Annotated in this window: 12 protein-coding genes and 1 pseudogene; 7 read left to right on the forward strand and 6 right to left on the reverse strand. The window is 68.9% G+C overall.

Annotated elements, in window-relative coordinates; translation table 11 throughout:
• Positions 1-197: 197 nt before the first annotated feature.
• The 3 genes from OHB56_RS27310 to OHB56_RS27320 all read left to right on the forward strand — a co-directional run bounded on the left by OHB56_RS27310 (position 198) and on the right by OHB56_RS27320 (position 4,029).
• Positions 198-1,451, forward strand: a complete 1,254-nt coding sequence (locus tag OHB56_RS27310; RefSeq protein ID WP_406356176.1) for a DUF3631 domain-containing protein — start codon at positions 198-200, stop codon at positions 1,449-1,451.
• A 315-nt stretch (positions 1,452-1,766) separates the two neighbouring features.
• The gene (locus tag OHB56_RS27315) at positions 1,767-2,342 is read left to right on the forward strand and encodes a hypothetical protein (protein ID WP_406359228.1); all 576 of its coding nucleotides are present in this window, start codon (positions 1,767-1,769) and stop codon (positions 2,340-2,342) included.
• A complete protein-coding gene (locus tag OHB56_RS27320) occupies positions 2,332-4,029 on the forward strand; it encodes a relaxase/mobilization nuclease domain-containing protein (RefSeq protein WP_406356178.1) in 1,698 nt (565 codons plus the stop codon). Before OHB56_RS27315 ends, OHB56_RS27320 begins: the two co-directional genes overlap by 11 nt.
• 113 nt (positions 4,030-4,142) lie before the next feature.
• Here the strand turns inward: OHB56_RS27320 and OHB56_RS27325 are convergent, their stop codons facing one another.
• From OHB56_RS27325 to OHB56_RS27345, 5 genes are all read right to left on the reverse strand, one after another.
• Positions 4,143-5,438, reverse strand: a complete 1,296-nt coding sequence (locus OHB56_RS27325; protein WP_406356180.1) for a hypothetical protein — start codon at positions 5,436-5,438, stop codon at positions 4,143-4,145.
• A 249-nt stretch (positions 5,439-5,687) separates the two neighbouring features.
• Positions 5,688-6,233, reverse strand: a complete 546-nt coding sequence (locus OHB56_RS27330) for an HAD domain-containing protein (protein WP_406356182.1) — start codon at positions 6,231-6,233, stop codon at positions 5,688-5,690.
• Between the two features lie 34 nt (positions 6,234-6,267).
• A complete protein-coding gene (locus OHB56_RS27335; RefSeq protein ID WP_406356184.1) occupies positions 6,268-6,999 on the reverse strand; it encodes a class I SAM-dependent methyltransferase in 732 nt (243 codons plus the stop codon).
• Between the two features lies 1 nt (position 7,000).
• Positions 7,001-7,912 carry a phosphotransferase family protein gene (locus OHB56_RS27340; RefSeq protein WP_406356186.1) on the reverse strand — a complete coding sequence of 304 codons (912 nt, stop codon included), beginning with the start codon at positions 7,910-7,912 and terminating at the stop codon, positions 7,001-7,003.
• Positions 7,913-7,987: 75 nt separating this feature from the next.
• The gene (locus tag OHB56_RS27345; protein WP_406356188.1) at positions 7,988-8,737 is read right to left on the reverse strand and encodes a hypothetical protein; all 750 of its coding nucleotides are present in this window, start codon (positions 8,735-8,737) and stop codon (positions 7,988-7,990) included.
• 223 nt (positions 8,738-8,960) lie between these two features.
• Here OHB56_RS27345 and OHB56_RS27350 point away from each other — a divergent pair, with 223 nt between their 5' ends.
• The 4 genes from OHB56_RS27350 (at position 8,961) to OHB56_RS27365 (ending at position 16,765) form a co-directional block, all read left to right on the forward strand.
• On the forward strand, positions 8,961-10,316 hold the full coding sequence (locus tag OHB56_RS27350; RefSeq protein WP_406356190.1) for a tetratricopeptide repeat protein: 1,356 nt from the start codon (positions 8,961-8,963) through the stop codon (positions 10,314-10,316).
• 1 nt (position 10,317) lies between these two features.
• Positions 10,318-10,848, forward strand: a complete 531-nt coding sequence (locus tag OHB56_RS27355; RefSeq protein WP_406356192.1) for an NUDIX domain-containing protein — start codon at positions 10,318-10,320, stop codon at positions 10,846-10,848.
• 221 nt (positions 10,849-11,069) lie between these two features.
• Complete coding sequence (locus OHB56_RS27360; RefSeq protein ID WP_406356194.1) at positions 11,070-11,432, forward strand: effector-associated constant component EACC1; 363 nt, start codon at positions 11,070-11,072, stop codon at positions 11,430-11,432.
• Positions 11,429-16,765: a caspase, EACC1-associated type gene (locus tag OHB56_RS27365; RefSeq protein WP_406356196.1), complete on the forward strand. Its 5,337-nt coding sequence runs from the start codon at positions 11,429-11,431 to the stop codon at positions 16,763-16,765. Before OHB56_RS27360 ends, OHB56_RS27365 begins: the two co-directional genes overlap by 4 nt.
• A 727-nt stretch (positions 16,766-17,492) precedes the next feature.
• Here the strand turns inward: OHB56_RS27365 and OHB56_RS27370 are convergent.
• Positions 17,493-18,257: pseudogene (locus OHB56_RS27370) on the reverse strand (transposase family protein).
• Positions 18,258-18,470 lie beyond the last annotated feature (213 nt).

Consider the following 18,470-nt stretch of genomic DNA (forward strand, 5'->3'; position numbering starts at 1 on the left):
TCGGGGACCGAAGCACCTCCAGTGCGGAGCATGCGCAGGTCAGTGCCCTGGGGACCGGTCCCGCCGAACCGGACGCCGGGGACCAGACAGAGACTTCCGGTCCGCCGGTCCCCGAACCTGGTCCCCGAATCCCGGGCGAGCGCGGCGCGCCCCGAGCCGATGGTGAGAGCCACGGTCCCCACGCATCTGCGGGGACCGTGGTCCCCGACGGCGGATCGGGGACCGGGGACCGTGCCGGTGCGAGCGGCGAGACGGCCGACGAGGGAGCCGCGCTGCTGGACGACCTGCGCGCCGCGCTCGGCCGCTACGTGGTGCTGCCGAGCGAGGAGGCCCTGACCGCGGTCACCCTGTGGGTGGCGGCCTCCCATATCCAGCCCGCACTCCAGCACGCGCCGCGCCTGGCGGTGGTGGGGCCGACCAAGGGGTGCGGCAAGTCCCGGGTCTTGGACGTGCTCCACGAGACCGTGTGCCGGCCGATGATGACGGTGAACACCTCGCCGGCGGTGGTCTTCCGGATCATTGGCGAGGACCCGCCGACGCTGCTGGTGGACGAGGCAGACACCATCTTCGGCCCGAAGGCGGGCGACAAGGAGGACCTGCGTGGCCTGCTGAATGCCGGACACCAGCGCAACCGCCCCGCCTGGCGGATATCCGGCCCGGAGCACAAGCCGACCGCGTTCCCGACCTTCGCGATGGCCGCGCTGGCAGGCATCGGCGACCTGCCGGACACGATCATGGACCGCGCGGTCGTGCTCCGCATGCAGAAGCGCAAGCCCGGCGAGAAGGTCGCTCCCTTCCGCTCCCGGCACTCCGTCCCGGAACTGAACGCGCTGCGCGACCGGCTGACCGCATGGCTGACCCCACTGCGCGGGACAGCGCACCGGCTGGTGCCACCGATGCCGGTCGAAGACCGGGCCGCAGACACCTGGGAGCCTCTGGTCATCGTCGCCGACCTGGCTGGCGGCCACTGGCCCGCCCAGGCCCGTGCCGCCTGCCTGGCGATGACCCGGAACGAAGTGGTCCAGGACGAGCAGACGACGCTGAAGACCCGGTTGCTCCGGGACATCCGCCGAGTCTTCGAGCACCAGGGCGACAAGGAGGCGCTGCGCAGCCACGACTTGCTCGCCGCCCTCATCCAGGACGCCGAAGCGCCGTGGGCCGAGTACGGGACGAAGGGCCTGAACGCCTACCACCTGGCCAACCTGCTGCGCGACTTCGGCATCAGCCCGGCCAACCACCGCTTTGAGAACGGCAGGCAGGCCAAGGCGTACGCCCGTAACCAGTTCCTCGACGCCTGGGCCCGCTACTGCCCCGACCCTGCCCAGCCGACCCGCGCAGCCAGCGAGACCGTGGTCGCACGTCGAGCCCAGGGCAAGCCACCGGCTCCTCCGTCGGGGACGCTGCCCATCGGCCCGCCCGGCGGGCCTGCCGGCCCCAGGCCCACTCGCTGACACCAGCTCCGTATCCATCCGTCGCATCCGTCCCCGCGCAGGTCAGCGCGGGGACGGAGTTCCTCGCCGATACGGATCACTCCGTACCTGAGACCGCCTCCGTACCTACCCTGACCAGCTACGGGACGGGTGCAACGGACGTGACGAAGCCCCACCCCACACGACTACCGGAGCACCACCATGCCCGAAACGAGCACCGACAGCGCCCCCACCCGCCGCCTCAAAGGATTCTTCGGCCTGACCCGCCGATCAGCAGCAAGCTGGAGCGAACGAGCCTCTAACGAGGCTTCGTCCGCGCTTGCCCCCGCCCCAGGGGTGGCGGAGGAGAAGGCCGAGCGCCAGGGGGCGCCCGAGCCGGAGAAGGGTGCAGCCGAGACCAGCTCTCAGCCCGCAGCCGACTCCGTCGCCCCGAGCACTCAGCCGCCGACCGATATCCCGCCGCCCGCCGAGCAGCCCTCCTGGCGGGATCTCGACGCCCCCGTTCTGCCCGCGCTGATGAACCGCAAGCGCACGGTGGAGAAGCGCGATCAGGAGAAGACCATCCGCTTCACGCGGACTGCTGTGAGCGTGATCAGCGCCGCCGCTCACCAGCGCGGCCAGAAGTTCGCCGGATTCGTCGGCGACGCCGCCCTCGCCGTCGCGCTAGGCAAGGCGGGGCTGGTCGGCAGCCCGGAGGACGACCCGGTCCGCCCGCTGATCGAGGCCGTCGAGGCACACACGGTCGCGCTGAACCGCATCGGCGGCAACCTCAACCAGATCACCGTAGCCATCCACCGAGGAACAGTGCCCGAGCGTGCCGAGGCGGTGCTGGACCGCGTTGAGCAAGTAGCCGAGAGCAGCTACCGACTGATCGACCAGCTCCTGACGGAAGGCACCGCGCATGGTTCCTGACGTCTCCACCGGCTCCGACACCCGTGGACTGATCGTCTACCTCTTCGGCCCCGGCCGCCGCGACGAACACACCGACCCTCACATCGTCGCCGCCTGGGACATGGCCGGCGCCCCTGACCCCGGCCGCGACCTGGCAGCCACCTACTCCCAGCTCGCCAAGCGCCTCGACCACCATGTCGACCTGCGCACCCGCGAGCTGGGCGGCAAGAAGCCGCCGCAGCAGGTCTGGCACTGCCCGGTCCGTACCGCGCCCGGCGACCGCTACCTCACCGACGCCGAGTGGGCCGAGGTAGCCCGCCGCATCGTGCACGCCACCGGCATCGCCCCCGAAGGTGACGACAAGGCATGCCGGTGGATCGCCGTGCGCCACGCCGACGACCACATCCACATCATGGCCACCACCGTCCGCGCCGACGGGCGCCGCCCGCGCACCCGCCGCGACGGACAGCGGGCCCAGGCGGAGTGCCGCAAGATCGAGGCCGAGTTCGGCCTGCGCCGCCTGAAGTCCGGCGACCTCACCGCGCCCCGCACTCCCACCGGCGCCGAACGCGCCAAGGCGGAGCGCCAGGGCCAGACGGTCACAGCACGGCACTGGCTGCGCGAGCAGGCGTACGCGGTCGCCGCCGCCGTAGGCAACGAAGCTGACTACTTCACCGTGCTGCAGTCCCTCGGCATCAAGGTCAAAACCCGCATCGGCCCCGAGACCGGCGACGTGATCGGCTACAGCCTCGCCGCCCCCGGCGACACCAACGCGGCCGGCGAGCCCGTCTGGTACGGAGGCTCGAAACTCGCCCCCGACCTCTCCATCAACCGCCTACGCGAACGCCTCCCCGACCAGGAGATGGCCGACCGCCCCCGGTACGTGGCGGACCCCGCCGGCCCATGGCGACACACCACCACCGCCATACACGCGGCACGCACCGTACTCGACTCCGATGACGATGCCGCCGCTCAGGGCCACCTGGCCGCCTTCGGCGACGCCCTGTACAACATCGCCAGCGCCACGACCGGCCCTCACCAGTCGGAACTACGAACGGCGGCGATGGCGTTCAACCGCGCCCGCCGCTCCGCCACCCGCGCCGACCACCAGGCCGCCACCGCCCTGCGCAAGGCCGCCAAGGAACTCGCCTACGCCTCCAGTGAGCCCGGCGGACTCGCCATCGCCCTGCTCTTCGCCACCGTGCACCTGGCCCGCGCCGCCGCCAAGTGGCACGAACAGCGCGGCCACGAACAGCAGGCCGCTGCGGCCGAAGACGCCTTCCGCCACCTCCAGGCGGGCTACCAGCAGGCCGCCGCACCCGTCCTGGCGGACTTGGCCCGCCGCGCACCACGAGCCGGAACCGCCAGCCGGTTCGAGCAGGACGTTCGCGCGGTCCTCCCCGACCACGCCGACCGGATCCTCGCCGACCCCACTTGGACCGTCTTGACCACCACCCTCGCCCAGGCCGAGACCGCTGGCCACAACCCCCGACGGCTCTTGGCCGAAGTGGGCGCCCAGAGGGACCTCGACAGCGCCGAGCACCCCGCCGAGGTCCTCAACTGGCGCGTCACCGCTCAGCCGAACCTGCGGGCGCAAGCAGCTCGCAGGCAAAGCACCATCAGCGGCACCTCGGCCATGTCCGCCACGCCACATCCTCCGGTCACACCAGTGGCCACGAGGCTCGAAGAGCGCAGTCGACACCACTGACCACGTTGATTCCCCGCCCGGCCGGTGGTCTACGCCCCCGATATCGCTCGAGTGGACGAGATGTCGCTTCGGTCGGCCTCGTACTCAGGTGAGGCCGACCGGCGAGCCACGCTTTAGGAGCAGTTCCACTCCTCGCTGGGCAGCGCGTGCCACAGGTCGAGCCAGTCGTGGAGCAGGAAGAGGGGGCGGGTCAGGACGACGTCGCCGGCCCGCTGGGAGCGGATCGCCAGGCCGAGGTCGGCGAAGACCGGATCGCCGGCGACGCTGTACGCCAGGCTGCCGGGCCGTGTTGTGCGGTGGACGAGCCAGTCCTCTACCTGGGAAGGCGCGCAGCCGGTCAGCGGGGCTGCGTCCAGTCTCACCTGGGGGCCGGTGAGGGCGTCTGCGGCGACGCACCCCAGGCGTCCGTCGTGGAAGAGGGCCCTGATCCCGCTCTCAATGAAGTCGGTGTAGTTGAGCTGCTGGTCTTCGCCGTGGTGGGAGTAGGACGAGACGGCCGGTCCTTCACCGAGAACGCGGATGATCTCCTCCAAGGTCATCCCGAAGTGCAGGGGGCCGACTCCTACGTACGGCGTGAACGTCCACTCGGCGCGCTCCTCCTCCCGAGCGATCCGCCACGGGCCGCGGTGCCCCGCCTCGCTTCCTGGGGCGGCCACGGGCGGCTCGGGTGCAGGTTTGTGCGGGGCAGCCGGTCTGGGCCCGGTCCGGTCCTCACGACGGCGGCCCAGTCGTTCCGGAGCCGCGGTGTCCTTGGGTTGCTCTTCCAGCCAGCGGATCGCCTGCTCCTGCTCCTCCCCGAACGGGTCCTCCGCCAACTCGCCTGCCCGGTCCAGGGCTGCGCGGCGCTCCTCCTCAGGGACGAGACCGGTGACATCCTCCCCCCAGGCAGCCAGCCGTTCCCGGGCGATCCACCGGTAGTACGAGTCCGCGCTCACGGCCAGGACCTCGCGAACGGCGGGCGCGTACCGGGGTACGGACGAGGCGAGGGCGGGGTCGGCCTGGAGCAGGGCGGTGGCCGCGAGCGCGGCCTCCCTCACCAGTGGATCGTCGTCGTCGCAGAAGTCAGTGATGCGGTCGTGGAGCGCTGGCCGTGCCGCACGGGCCGCGGCCAGATCCTGCGCCGTGCCGACGCCGTCCTCGACGTCCAGGCGGGCGATGTCGGCGAACGAAGCCAGCCAGTTCAGCAGTTCGGCGCGCAGCGGCCGCCGACCGGCCCTGCGCTCCCACCGGTCTTCGGCGAGGGTGCGCGGATCGTCGAGAAGACAGGCCAGGACCAAGGCCGCCGGAGTGGTCGCCGGAAACACCTGCTCCTGATTGAGGAGCAGCCGATACAGATCGCCCACCGCCCGTACTCGGCGGGTCGGGTCGGCGGCGAGCACAGCGCCGAGGATGTCCGGTGTGTCAGGCACACCGTGCCGGCCCGTACAGACGTGCGGCAGCTCCTCCCAGGCGGTGCCGGCGAGCTCTGCCTGTGCTCTGTGTGGCAGGGAGCCAGCGGGAGCATCAGGAAGGTCTGGGGTCATCTCGTTGATCACGGCCGCAGTGTTCCAGCCGACTCCGACACCAGCGGCGCCGATACGTGCCACAGACCGCAGACGGCTCACGCTCGAGCAACACTCTGATGCCCTCGCTGCTGGTGGCAGCGCGGGCATCAGTCGTCAGACGGCGCGGGCTGTGGGTAACTGAGATGCCCATGTCGTGAGCTCGGTCAGGTGCTCGGGCTGCAGCCCGAGGTGCGGGTTGGGCTGCACGATGAGGGTCGGTGTTCCCCTGGCGGTGCGCTCCGCCGCCCAGGCGTGGTCGAGGCCGGTGAAGTCGTCGTCGATCCACACAACGGGGGCGTCGCCCAGCCATGCGTCGACGTGGTCACGTTTCCATAGGTAGCCGTTGGGGTGGCTGGTGGTGATCTGCGGACGCGGGAGGTCGACGTGCGGCAGAGACGGGAGGCCGAGGAGCGGTCCGATCAGGGCAGTGGCATCCTGCCGCCAACTGGTGCACCAGACGGGGGCGACCAAGTCGGCACGGATCACGTCCATGAGCATGGGGCCGTGGTCCGGGTTGAGCCAGACGGTGACCGGGTTGTCGGCGCTCCGGCCGGTGGGGACGACGTCGTGGCGGGCGTGGGTGGCCGGGGTCGAGCCGTCCGCGTCGGGGAAAGGTATGAGGACGCCATCGATGTCGAGGAGCAGGTAGGGCGGGCGCATCGTTCCTCCAGGGGAATCCGGGGCGAATGGCTGGTCAGAGCTTGCGGGCGCGGATCAGCAGGGTGGTGGGCCAGTGGCCCATGCGGGGGCCGTGGAACTCCTGGGCCGAAGTGAGCCAAAAACCCGCCTGGCTGAGGCGCTTCTCCCACCGGTCCGTGGAGAACTCCCAGCGGGCAATGGGGAGCCGGGTGCGGTCGGGAAGGGTGACGAAGTCGCGGCGGGGCTGATCGTCACCCGAAGGGCTTCGGCCACCACGCTGCGGGTGCGGAACGGAGAAGGCGAGCACCCGGCCGGGCGTAAGTCGCTGGGCGATGGCCGGCAGCAGGAGCTCGGGGGCGACAAGGCCGATGGCTCCGAAGACGGAGTAGATCGCGTCGAACTGCTCGTCGGAGGCTTGCAGGTAGTGCAGAGCGTGGCCAGCCACGAAGGTGAGGTTGTTCAGTCGCCCGTAGTGGGAGCGGGCGCGGCGGACCTGGAGGCCGACCAGGTCGACGCCGGTGACGTGGGCGCCGATAGGGGCCTCCCCTGCTCGAGCGGAGCCGAGAGCTTGGGGAAGGGTTGCGAGGTGGGCGGCGTTGTGGCCGGGGCCGCAGCCGAGTTCCAGGAGTCGCTTGCCGCTCAGGTCGGGGCCGAGGACGTCGGCTCCGGGCCCTTGGCCGGGTCTCGTGGTCCATTCCATCCGGGTGGGTACGGAAAGGGGTTCGGCGAGTCCGGCGGCGGTGCGCTGGAGGGCGTGGGCGTGCCAGGGGGATGCCTGGGCGAGCACGTCAGATCTCCAGGAGGCGGAAGACGTTGGCGAGGTGACGGCGGACGGCCTTGATGTAGGCGGGGTCGGTGGCCGGGTCGTTGATCCAGCGGATGGACTGCTCCATGAACCACTCGACGGCCCACATGCGGTGCCAGCCGAGGGCCCAGTTTTCGGCAGTGAGCCCGCCGCGCGGGGCGAGAGCGTCGGGGGTACCGCCGGCGGTGACGTACTGCTCCAGGAAGACGCGCAGGCGTACGGGGTGCGGGGATTCGATGGTGCCGTGCCAGCTGGCGAGGTCGAGCAAGCCGGGGCCGGTGAAAGCACGGGCGAAGTCGAGCAGCCTCCAGCCGCGTTCCCCGATGTGGAGGCTGGTGGGGTGGAACTCGGAGTGCACCCAGCCGAACGGTTCCAGCGTTGCTCCGGCCGAGCGTGCCTCGGCGGCCTGGGCGATCCGGTCGAGCGCGTCCTCGACGTCGTCGGCGTCCTGCCACCGGTCGGCCTTGCGCAGTCGGCCGAGGTGCTCCAGCGCCCGGGTCGGCAGCGTCCGCAGCCGGTCCTGGTCGAGGACGGGCAAGGGAGGAGCTGTACGGGTGCCGTGCAGAACCACGGTCGCGGCGACGCCATCGAGGTCGTCGGCCTCGCGGACAGACGGTCCGAGGTCCTCCATGAGCATGCCGAGCCAGCCGTCCAGGACGGCGGAGGCGTGGACCTGGGGGACGGGTACGCCGAGAGTGTGGGCCAGGCGGAGGGCCTGGTCCTCGCTGTCGAACGGCTTCTTGGCGTACTTGAAGATGGCCGTGGCACCATCGGGGAAGGTCACGCGCTCGACTCCGGACATGGACCACACGCGTACCTCCTCCCGTACGGCGGTGGTCTGGCCGGTCGCGGTGAGCAGGTTGTCGAGGAGTTCGGCGCTGGGGTTCGTGGTCATGTGAGGGCTCCGGGGGATGGTGGCGTCCGGGGCGGGCGAGGGATGCCGGCCCGCCCCGGAGCCTGATCGTGTGGGTTACGCGGCAGGGTTCACGCGCTGGGCGTAGACCTGCTCGATCCAGCCCGCCTTGAACGCGGCGAGGTCGTCACGGAAGTTCGCCATCGAGGCACCGTAGGGTGCGACCACGCCGCCGGACTGGTCCGGCACGGACTGGCAGCCGTGCACGAGCCGGCCACCGAGGGCAGCGTGGGCCTTGATGGACTCGATCCGGCGGTGCTCGTTGAACCAGCCGCCGTGGTAGACCTCGTCGAGCATGCCGCCCGTCTCGTCGTCCAGGTCGAAGACGACGGAGGTGGCGGCGGGGAAGAACCAGCACGGGCCGACGTTGGCGATGTGCCCGTCCAGCTCGACCTTGTTGAGCGCCATGAGCGTGGCCGCCTCGCGGAGCATGCGCAGGTGCTCGGCGGTGATCTGCGGCAGGCCGAGGCCGGTCAGGTGCTCGTCGCGGAAGAGGTAGGCGTACACCTCGTACGCGATGGCCAGGACGCGGGCCGCGTCGGGGGTCGACTCACCGTGGTGCTTGATGAAGTTGAGCGCGAGCTGCTCGACCGCACTCTCGGTCGTCTCGTCCACTTCCAGGAGCTGGGACTTGACCAGCTCCCAGTCGGCGACGAGCCAGGTGTTCGACTCGAAGCGGAAGAAGTACTCGGCCGGGTCGATCGTGATGCGCCGGCCGTCGACCTGGATGCCGGGCAGGCGGCTCCAGCGCGGGTCGAACGCCTCGGGCAGCTCGACCGTGATGGCCGTGGTGTCGATGGTGGTCACTGTGTCTCCGTCTCTGATCGGCCAGGTTCGGGCACAGGAATGCCCGAGCCTGGTGTGGGCGTACGGAACTTCGGGGTGCCGCCCGGACCAAGGGGGAGCCTGGATCACGGTTGTGCCGTTCCGGGCGGCTGCTGATAAGTGAACCGTTGGTCACGCTCAGTGGGTACGGTGGAAGGCAGTTGAAGCGGTATACGCGGTTTACAGCTCCGGAGTGGAGGCGATCGTGGCGGCGCAGAGAGACCCCAACTCCCGTCTGCGCGACGTCATCGACGCGGCCGACTGCACCTACGAGGCCCTCGCCCGGGACGTGCGGCGTATCGCCGCCGAGAACGGCGAGATCCTCCAGACCAACAAGTCGGCCATCTCGCACTGGGTGAACGGCACCCGTGCCCCTTCGGGCCGGGTAGGTCAGTACCTGGCCGAGGCGCTGTCCCGCCGAGCGGGGCGCACGGTCACCCAGACCGAGATCGGCCTCCAGGCCGGTGACGACGAAGAGTCGGCGGAATCCGACCCCGTCCTCGCGGCTACCGACCTGGGCCGGGCCGACGTCGAGCGCCGCCGCTTCCTCGCCATCGCGGCCTTCACCACAGCCGGCGTCGCCATGCCGCTCGGCTACGACCACGAGGCCACCGCCCGCATGCTCCGTGCCCGCATCGGCACGTCCCCCGTCGGCGCGGAGGACGTGGACGTCGTACGCCAGATCACCACGGCCTTCAGCGTCGCTGACGAGCGCCTCGGCGGCGGGCACGGCCTGACCACCGTCACCGCCTACCTCGCCGACACCGCCGCCCCCATGCTGCGCGGACGCTTCCCCAGCCAAGCCTTACGCCGGGCCGCCTTCGGCGCCGTCGCCGAACTCGCCTACCTCGCAGGCTGGAAACACCACGACCTCGGCCAGGAAGGCGCCGCCCAGCGCTACTACCAGGTCGGCTACAAGCTGGCCTGCGAAGCAGACCCCCACGGCCACGCCGCCTGGATGATGCGCGCCCTCGCCCACCAGGCCCTGAGCCTCAAACAGCCCCACCACTGCGTCGACCTCGTCGAAGGCGCCCTGCGACGCGGCCTCGGCCACGTCGACGGCCAGACCGAGGCTCTCCTCCACATCACCCACGCCCGCGCCTACGCCGCCACCGACGAGAACTCCCTGGCCGCGCGCGCCCTACTTTCTGCCGAAGATGCCCTCCTCCGAGACGACGGCCCCCAGCCCAGTTACTCCCGCGTCAGCGGCCCCGCCGCTGGCACCGTGGCCAGCCACACCGCCCGTACCTTGACCGACCTCGCCGACCACATCGGCACCGAACAGCAGCACCGAGACGCCCTCACCCGCTGGGACCCCAAGAAGTACAAGCGCGTCCATGCCCTCACCCACGCAGACCTCGGCGACAGCCTCGCCGCCCAGGCCCGTGCCGATGAGGCCGTCGCAGCCTGGACCCAGGCCCTGGTCCTCATGGAGGGCATGACCTCCGACCGCACCCGCAAGGCGATCAGCTCAATCCGCTCTACCCTCGCGGTCTACCAGCGGCGCAGGGTACCCGGTGCCGCCGATCTCGCCCGCCGCGCCCGCGAGGCCCTCGCCTAATATGCCCGACAACCCGTCCGACGAAGGGAACCCCGTGGCCCAGCAGACCGACGACCAGCCGAAGGCCCTCAAGCCGGCGCTCGAATCGATGACCCTGCTGGTCGCGGCCGTCATCGTCCACGACAAGGCCACCAACCGCGTCGTCCTCCTCCAGCGCAGCGAGAACGCGAAGTTCGCCCAGGGGATGTGGGACCTGCCCGTCGGCAAGAGCGAACCGGGCGAGCCCATCACGGAGACCGCGGTGCGCGAGCTCTACGAGGAGACGGGCCTCACCGTGAAGCCCGAGTGTCTCAAGGTCGCCCACATCATCCACGGCGCTTGGGGCGTCGAAGCCCCCAACGGCTTCCTCACCGTCGTCTTCGCCGCCCACGACTGGACCGGCGAACCCGAAAACCGCGAACCCCGAAAGCACTCCCAGGTTCGCTGGATTGACGCCGACGCTGTCCCCGAAGCCTTCGTCGACACAACCGCCGACGCTCTTCGCCACTACCTGACCAAGGGTGCGGACGTCTCCCTGGACGGCTGGCGGTAGCGCGAGGACACTACCGTGCTCAGCGGAACGAGTTCTTCCGTGCGCGGCCGGCTAGTGAGGTCACCGAGTTCTTCTCAGTGGTGATCACTTCCAGGCGTTGTCGAAGGCGAGGGCGGCGTGGGTGATGTCACCTGTCCGTGCGGCAGTCCCGCGCTTTCGGTCAAGTGCTGGCTGGTCGGTCCCCTAATATCGACGTCTGTTCACACAAGAACGAGGGGGCCATGATGCGCGTTCGCATCGAAAGTGATGGCGAGAAGCTGGCTTTGACGGAGCTTCAGGGCTGGCTGGCTCGTGATCCGAAGGCGCGGACGCTGCCCGTGACACCCGTCTCCATGCCAGGCCCCACCATGGGCGCGCTCGACGCTTTGGAAATCGTTCTTGGATCCGCCGGCGACATCGCGAACTTCGCCGTGGGCTACGCCGGCTGGCGGCTCGCACGCGCTGGCGGCCGGATCCGGGGCGCGCGCACGCTGACCTTCGGGGGCACGACGGTCGACATCAGCCATCTCGATCCGGAGCAGCTGGCGGATCTGCTGCGCCGCCTGGAGACCGGGGACGCGAACGACGACGCCGCCCAATCATGACCGACCGGTCGGTCCCGCGGTCCCGGGCAGTCTTCTTAGGCATCCACGACTACGAGACGCTTCCCAAGCTCGAAGGCGTCGCCAAGAACATTCCTGCACTGCTCGACCAGCTGACCGATCCCGAACTGGAAGCGCTCGGCAGGGGGGACTGCAACGTCCTCTCTGCCGACAGCACGCGGAACGATTTTTTCGAGGCCGTCTGCGCCGCCGCCGATGAGGCATCCGACCTGCTTCTCATCTACTTCGCCGGGCACGGTCACTACTCCCGGGACGGGCAGGACCTGCTCCTTGCCACGAAGAAGTCCAGCCATCGGCATGCCTATCACTCGATCGAGTACAAAGAGCTGAAGGCGAACGTCGAGGCCTCTCAGGCACGGCACAAGGTCGTCATCATCGACTGCTGCCACAGCGGGCTCGCCGTACGGATGGGCGGTGCGGCTCCTGCGCAGGAGGACGAGACTTTTGCCATCGACGGTGCCTGCGTTCTCACCTCGGCCGCTGAGACCGAGGAGTCGATCTGCCTCCCGAACGGCAGCGTGTTCACCCTCGCGCTGGTGTCCGTGCTCCAAGAGGGCATCACGGGGCCTCTGGACAACAAGGGGCGCAGGGGCGAGGAACAGAGGTACCTCCTGACCGGTGATGTCCTGAAGGTCCTCAAAAAACAGCTGAAGGGCCGGGTGGAGGCCGGTAAGGCGGTACCGGAGCCCCGCATCGCCTGCCGCGGCGAGGGCGAGCAGATCCCGCTCGCCCGCAACCGGGCCTATACCGGCGAGAAGCCTGCCACCGCGTCGGCGGGCGGGATCCATGAGCCGCCGCCACTCGGTCCCGACCCACTGCCCTCGGTGATCGCCCAGGAGCGTTACGTCAGGGGACTCGGTGGATTCGAGCGGAATCTCACCCCCGAATGCCTTCCCTACGTGTCCCCAGGGCAGGACCACGAGACCGAGCGGTCCCAATTGTTCCGCCGCCTTCGCGAGGCGGACGACCGGAATGTGCTGCTCATCGGTGCGGCCGGCACCGGTAAGACCCGTACGGTCCTGGAGGTAGGGCGGCTGGCGCTGGACGAGGGGTGGCGTGTGCTGCATCTGCGTCCCAGCGGGAAGGAGGACGTCACCACAGAGATCATCCACCAGGTGTTGGCGAGGGACACTCCTGTCCTGGTGGTCTTGGACTACCTCAACCACTACTTTAGGAAGAACGACGACAATCCGCGGCTCGACCTGACCACACTCCGCCATCAGCTCCTGCCGGAGGCACGTCGCAAGGAGATTAAGGTCGCCTTCCTCGCCACAGCACGTCCTGGGTGGTTGCGCAAAACGAACGAGATCCACCTGTACGAGCTCTTCGACGAGGTCGATCTGCGGCAGGACGAGGAATTCCAGCGGCAGGTGGCGGAGCAGGCGCTGGCCAGGATGGCGCCCACGGCTATCGACCGGTTCGGCATGGACCGGATGTGGGAGATCTGCGGCCACCGGCCCATCATCGCGCTGCTGGTCGCCCGTGAGGTGGAGCGGCGAGTCGCGGCCGGCAGCCTGCGGGACCTGTCCGGTCTGAGGGCGAGTGGCGAGCTGTCCTCCTGGCTCAGGAGCCGACTGGAGGAGGACGATCTCGCCGTCATGCGGCGCGAGGAGACCCGCCATGGGGGGACTGCCTTCCAACGGGTCTCGGCCTCCGAGCTGCTGGTGGCCGCCGCGGCCGCAGCGGCCGCCTGTCCGCAGGAGTACGCCGAGGTGGTCGCGACCGCCAAGGCGGCGCTGCCTCGGGAGTCCGAGGACACGCCGGAGGCGGAGGAGGTGGTGGAAACCCTGCTCGACCTGGGCTGGCTGCAGCGCGAAGGTCCGGGCGACATGCTGGCCACCGCCCACGACATCGTCTGTGACCACCTCATGGAGTCTGTGATCCTCCCACCCGGTTCCCGCCGCCCGGACCGGCAGAGCACCTTGTCGCTGTTAAGCGGCTCTCTCATCGGCCCCCGGACGCTCGGGCGCTACGCGACGAACCTCGCCCGGTTGATGAACGACCTGGCGGTTCAGCCACGGGACTCCGTGTCGGAGCTGCTCGACCGCTGGTTTGCGGACAACTCCTCCACCATCGGCGACGTCATGCGTCGTGACGCGGACGCGGGCAGCTACGCCCTCGGGGCGCTCGTCTACGGGCCGCCCTGGTCGCAGGCCGCTGTACGGGACTGGCAGCACATCGCCGGTCCCTGGCTGGAGAAGTACGGCGACCAGGTCGTTGCCCGTCACCTGCTTCACAGCGGCCTGTCGCGGCTTCCTGCCGACAGCGCGGCTCAGCTCGTCCCGGCGGCACTGCTCTGGCTTGAGAAGTACGGCTGGCGGCAGGAAGCCAGTTACGTCCTGGGTCCGCTTCTCAGTAGGACGGAACTCCCGGCCGAGCTGAGCCCGTCCCTCGAGAACGCGGTCGGCTGGCTGAATCTCCACCGCGACTCCCCAGGAGCCCACTTCGTCCTGAGCGCCCTGCTCGCCCGCAGTGACCTCACGCCCCACCAGTTGAGGAAAGCTGTCTCGGCGGCCATGCGGTGGTGCGAAGCTTCAATGGCCGCACGGCAGACCGGAGTGGTTCTCCAATCCCTCCTGGGCCGGGCAGACCTGACCGAGGCCGAAGTGCGCCGCGCGATCGCGGGGACCTACATCTGGGTGGGCCACAACATCACCCTTGAGCACTCGTCGAAGGTCTTGACCGTGCTACTGAACTACGCCAACCTTCCACGCGAGGAATTCCGTTACGCTGCCCTGCTGGCGCTCAGATGGCTGGAACACCACGGGGACACCCGGCGAGCCAACTGGGTCCTGCGGCCAGTGTTGGACATGCAGAGAGCGGGCAGGCCGCAGATCCAGCAGGCTGTCTCCTACGCGGTCGGGTGGTTGAGGGCTCACGCCTCGGAGAAGGATGCCGACTTCCTGATCGGCCGATTGCTCGACCGCGACGACCTTGCCCCCGAGGAACGAGAGCTCGTGGTCAGGTCCGCAGGACTGTGGCTGGAGGTCCATGCCTCGGAGAAGGATGCCGACTTCCTGATCGGCCGGATGCTCGAGTGCGACGGCCTCACTCCCGAGGAACGAGAGCTCGTGACGGGACATGCCAGCCTATGGCTGGATGCCCACGCGACCCAGGTTGCCGCCAGCTTCACCTTGTCCAAGATGCTTACCCGTCGTGGCCTCACCGACGAGCAGGCTCGACTGGCCGTAGGACAGGCGATGTCCTGGCTGGAACTCCACGGACGCGAGAAGACAGCGGGGTTCGTACTGCAGCACCTGCTCAAGCGTGAAGCCATACCCGCCTACGAGATCCGCCGCGTCATCACATTCGCCAACGACTGGTTGTCGCGGTATGGGGAGTCCACGGACGCCAGCTTTGTCTTACCTGCCCTGCTGGCCCGGCCGGACCTCACCGACGAGCAGGCGGACCAAGCGGTTGTCTCGGCGATGTCCTGGCTGCGCGTACACGGTTCCCTGGGCACGGCGGATCACGTCTTGCAGTCACTTCTTCTCCGTGGCGATCTCCCGTCCGCCCGTGTGCGGTCCACCGTCTTCCTGACGGCCCAATGGCTTGGAAGCTACCGGGAAGAGAAGAGCGCAGGCTACCTCCTCGGTGCGCTGCTCACGCGCGACGACCTCACGGCGGACGAGGCCGCGACCGGCGTGCGGGAGGCCCTGAGGTGGCTTGAGCGGAAGTGCCCCGAGGCTGGGACCCATCGCCTCCTTCCGGAGCTGCTGGGGCGGCCCGAACTCTCCTCCGAGCAGCGTGCCCGGGCCACCAGGTTCTCCGAGATGTTGGAGCAGCGGAACACCGGCACCTGGATGGGGGCCCAGAAATTCCGGAGGTTGTTCCGGGAACGCACGGCGCGCACGGACGAAGAAGAGTTGCGGCAGCTGGTCTCCGGGGTGGAGTGGCTTGAGGGAAACGCCATGCATGCGGAGGCGCTCCCTTTGCTGATCGACGTGCTGGACCACCCCATGCTGCAGCATTCCGAGCCGGTGGGGGAACTCACCGGTAGAGCCGTCGCCTCGGCCCTTGCCTGGCTGGAGGCGCACTGGGCGGATGTCACCGCCACGCGCTTGATCCAGTCGCTGCTCAGGGCGCCCGAGATGACGGACAGGCACCTCGGCGACGTGGTGGCGTACAGCCTGCAGTGGCTCGTGAGACATGAGGGTCATGCCCGTAGTCGGTATCTGCTGCAATCGCTCCTTTCCCACGCCGGTTTGGATGACGACCAGTTCGATGCCGCAGCCCTTCTGACCATCGGCTGGCTGCGGGACCGGGGAACAGGGCCCAAAGCGTATTTCCTTCTGGAGAAACTGCTGGAGTACTCCGGGCTCGTGGAGGAGCGGGTGCGTGACACTGTCGCGTTCGCCCGAACGTGGCTCACCCGTTACCGTTCGATGTCGGAGGCGGGGTTCGTCCTCAAGCCCTTGCTCGTCAGGAACGATCTGACGGACGATGAGTGGGAGTGGACGCTTTCGGAGGCGATGGGCTGGCTGAGAGATCACAGGAACAGCCGTGCGGCGCGGCGCGTCATGACCGCGCTCGCCGAACACCACCGGATCGGGGCGGCCATCCGCGACGAATTGGTGAACACGGGTATCGCCTGGCTAGAAAGCCATAGCCATTCACCGCAGTCGCCCCAAACACTGCGGTCGTTGTTCGGTCCCACGAACCTGAGTGAGGCCCAGACCAGGAGGCTGGTCGACTGTGGGTTACGGTGGATATCCCAGCAGAAGCTGGCAGACACCTGGCAAATGCTGGGCGTCCTCGCCGAGCGCTCGGACCTGCCAGCCGACCAGGCCGCAACGGTTGAATCTCTGGTGACCACCCGGATGTCGGCGGACCCCACCGCGCTCGACGTGAGCTTCGTGCTTGAGCCCCGCCTGGCGCGTACTGACATCACACTGGCGCAACGTACGAAGGCGATCTCATGGTCGTTCGCGTGGCTGGAGCGTCACATGCCGGACTGGCAGTCTCACTTGCTCCTCAGGTCCCTGCTCATGATGGAGGATCTCTCGGCGACCGAGACGGGTCGGGTTGTGGACTGGTCACTTGAGTGGCTGGAGCACCACACCGACGGCACCGCCGAGACGTTCACCGTCCAGGGCGCTGAAGCGGTCCTCGGCCCGCTTCTTTCGCTGGACCTCGACGAGGCGCATTTGCGGCGAATCGAGGTCTACCTCCCGCAGTGGGAGGCGTTCGGCGGGAGACCGTTGAGTGAGGTGCCTCCGGCGGTTTCGCCGGTGCCGGCGATTCCCACGTTGCGGACCTCGGGGGAGGCGGAGAGCCTCTCGGGTGTGGTTTCCGGCACGGGCGACGGTAACTGACACAGGTCCAGGTGCCCATCCCGGCGGCGCACTGGACACTCAATAGACGGTGTGCATCGTGAAGTCGCGGGTTAGGGGGTTGGTGTGCTTGGGGTTCCGGGCGCTCGTGCTGGTCATAAGCGGATGGGCAGAGATGGTCAGTCACCGAGAGACTTCGCGGTTCGTCAGGACCATCAGGCCCTGACCAGGGATGTCGCCCAAGCCGGGTTTCCGTGTGGTCTTGTAGCGGAGCGCCCGAGATCTCACAGTTCCAGCGTTAGCGAGGGCGCCCGGGCGCCCTCGGCGCGATCAGTGATCCCGGCTACGGCCGAGTGGCGAGGGAGTTGCTGCATGACGGCGAGCGCGGGGTCGCTCTGCTCTATCCCGTCATCGAACCGGAACAGTCGCTCTGGCAACCAGTAGCCCCCCGCGTCTCCGTCGCCTTCGCACTGCTGACTCCTGAGAGGAAGGACAGTGATGGATCCGGACCGGCTATCCGCTTCCAGGCCAGCGACGTATAGCGAGACAGCACCCCATCCATGCTTCACGGACGGACGAGGTCCGGCTCGTGCAATGTCCGGCTGGACTCGTGCCTGATTCGGCGACGGAGCGAGCTGTCCGCAGGATAACCCTAAGTGGCCGTCGGAGGTCAACGCATGCCAACGGAGAAACCCCTGGTCAGAGCCCTGGATGACGTTCCGCCGCAGGTCAGGATCGGGGCGCAGGCGTTCCGCTTCAATGAGCATTTTCAGCGCTGCCTCTCCAGGGTGAGGACGGCCTTGGCGACTGACGTCATGCGGTTGGGACTGATCCGGGACCTTCGGAAGATCCGCCAGGACTTCAGCCATGCCATGCCGCGTTCGACGGGCGCCCGGGACGTGGCCAGTGCCCGGTTGACCGTTCGCTAGGTCGGGGACAGCTGCCCGCCGGGCGGCCGTCTGCGCCCGGTGGTGACCCAGGGTCCGGCGCCCTGGTAGGCACGGTCGGCCAGGACGGGGACGCCCTGGCGTTCGCAGATCCGGATGATCCGGTGGGTGCGGGCTGGGGGTGCCCCCGGCCGAAGGCTGGGGGAGGTCAGGTCGTGGCACCGGCCCGGCAAAGCCGGCGAGATCCACAGCACCTGCCCGGCCGGGTCGGTCACGACCTGTACGTTCACGCCGTGGCGGCGGTGCTTGTGCGAGTAGTCGGCCCGGTCGTCGCCGACCCGGTCGCACTCGGCGAGCAGGACGTACTCCGGTTCGTGCTCGCGCAGCACCTTGAGCAGGCCGGGCGCCCGGGCGGCCAGGAGGTCGATCACCGCGGTGGTGTAGGCGTGGGCGGTGCCGACCGAGATGCCGAAGCCGGCGGAGATCTGGGCCAGGGGGTCGTGCTTGCGCAGGTACACCAGAGCGACGAGCGCGCGTTGATGCGGCGGAAGCTTGCAGCGGCGGTCACCCTCCCGGGTGACGATGAGCATGGTGACCCACTCGACCAGCGCATGGGGCAGATCGAGTGCGGCAGGATAGGAGACCAACGAGGCACCTGCGCTGATGAGTTGAGACGTCGAACACCTCCCTCAACAGCACGGGTGCCTCGTGCGTTGCGCACACCGACTCCGTCACCTCATCGGTGGCCACATTGAAAATGCTCAATGTGTAGCCGCTGACATGTCACCACGTCGCTGATCTCGCAAATGCGCAGGTCAAAAGGGGTCTGACTCTTCGGGGTTAGGCCCCTTGATTTTTAC

Source organism: Streptomyces sp. NBC_01635 (assembly GCF_045209715.1).
GTDB lineage: Bacteria > Actinomycetota > Actinomycetes > Streptomycetales > Streptomycetaceae > Streptomyces > Streptomyces hirsutus.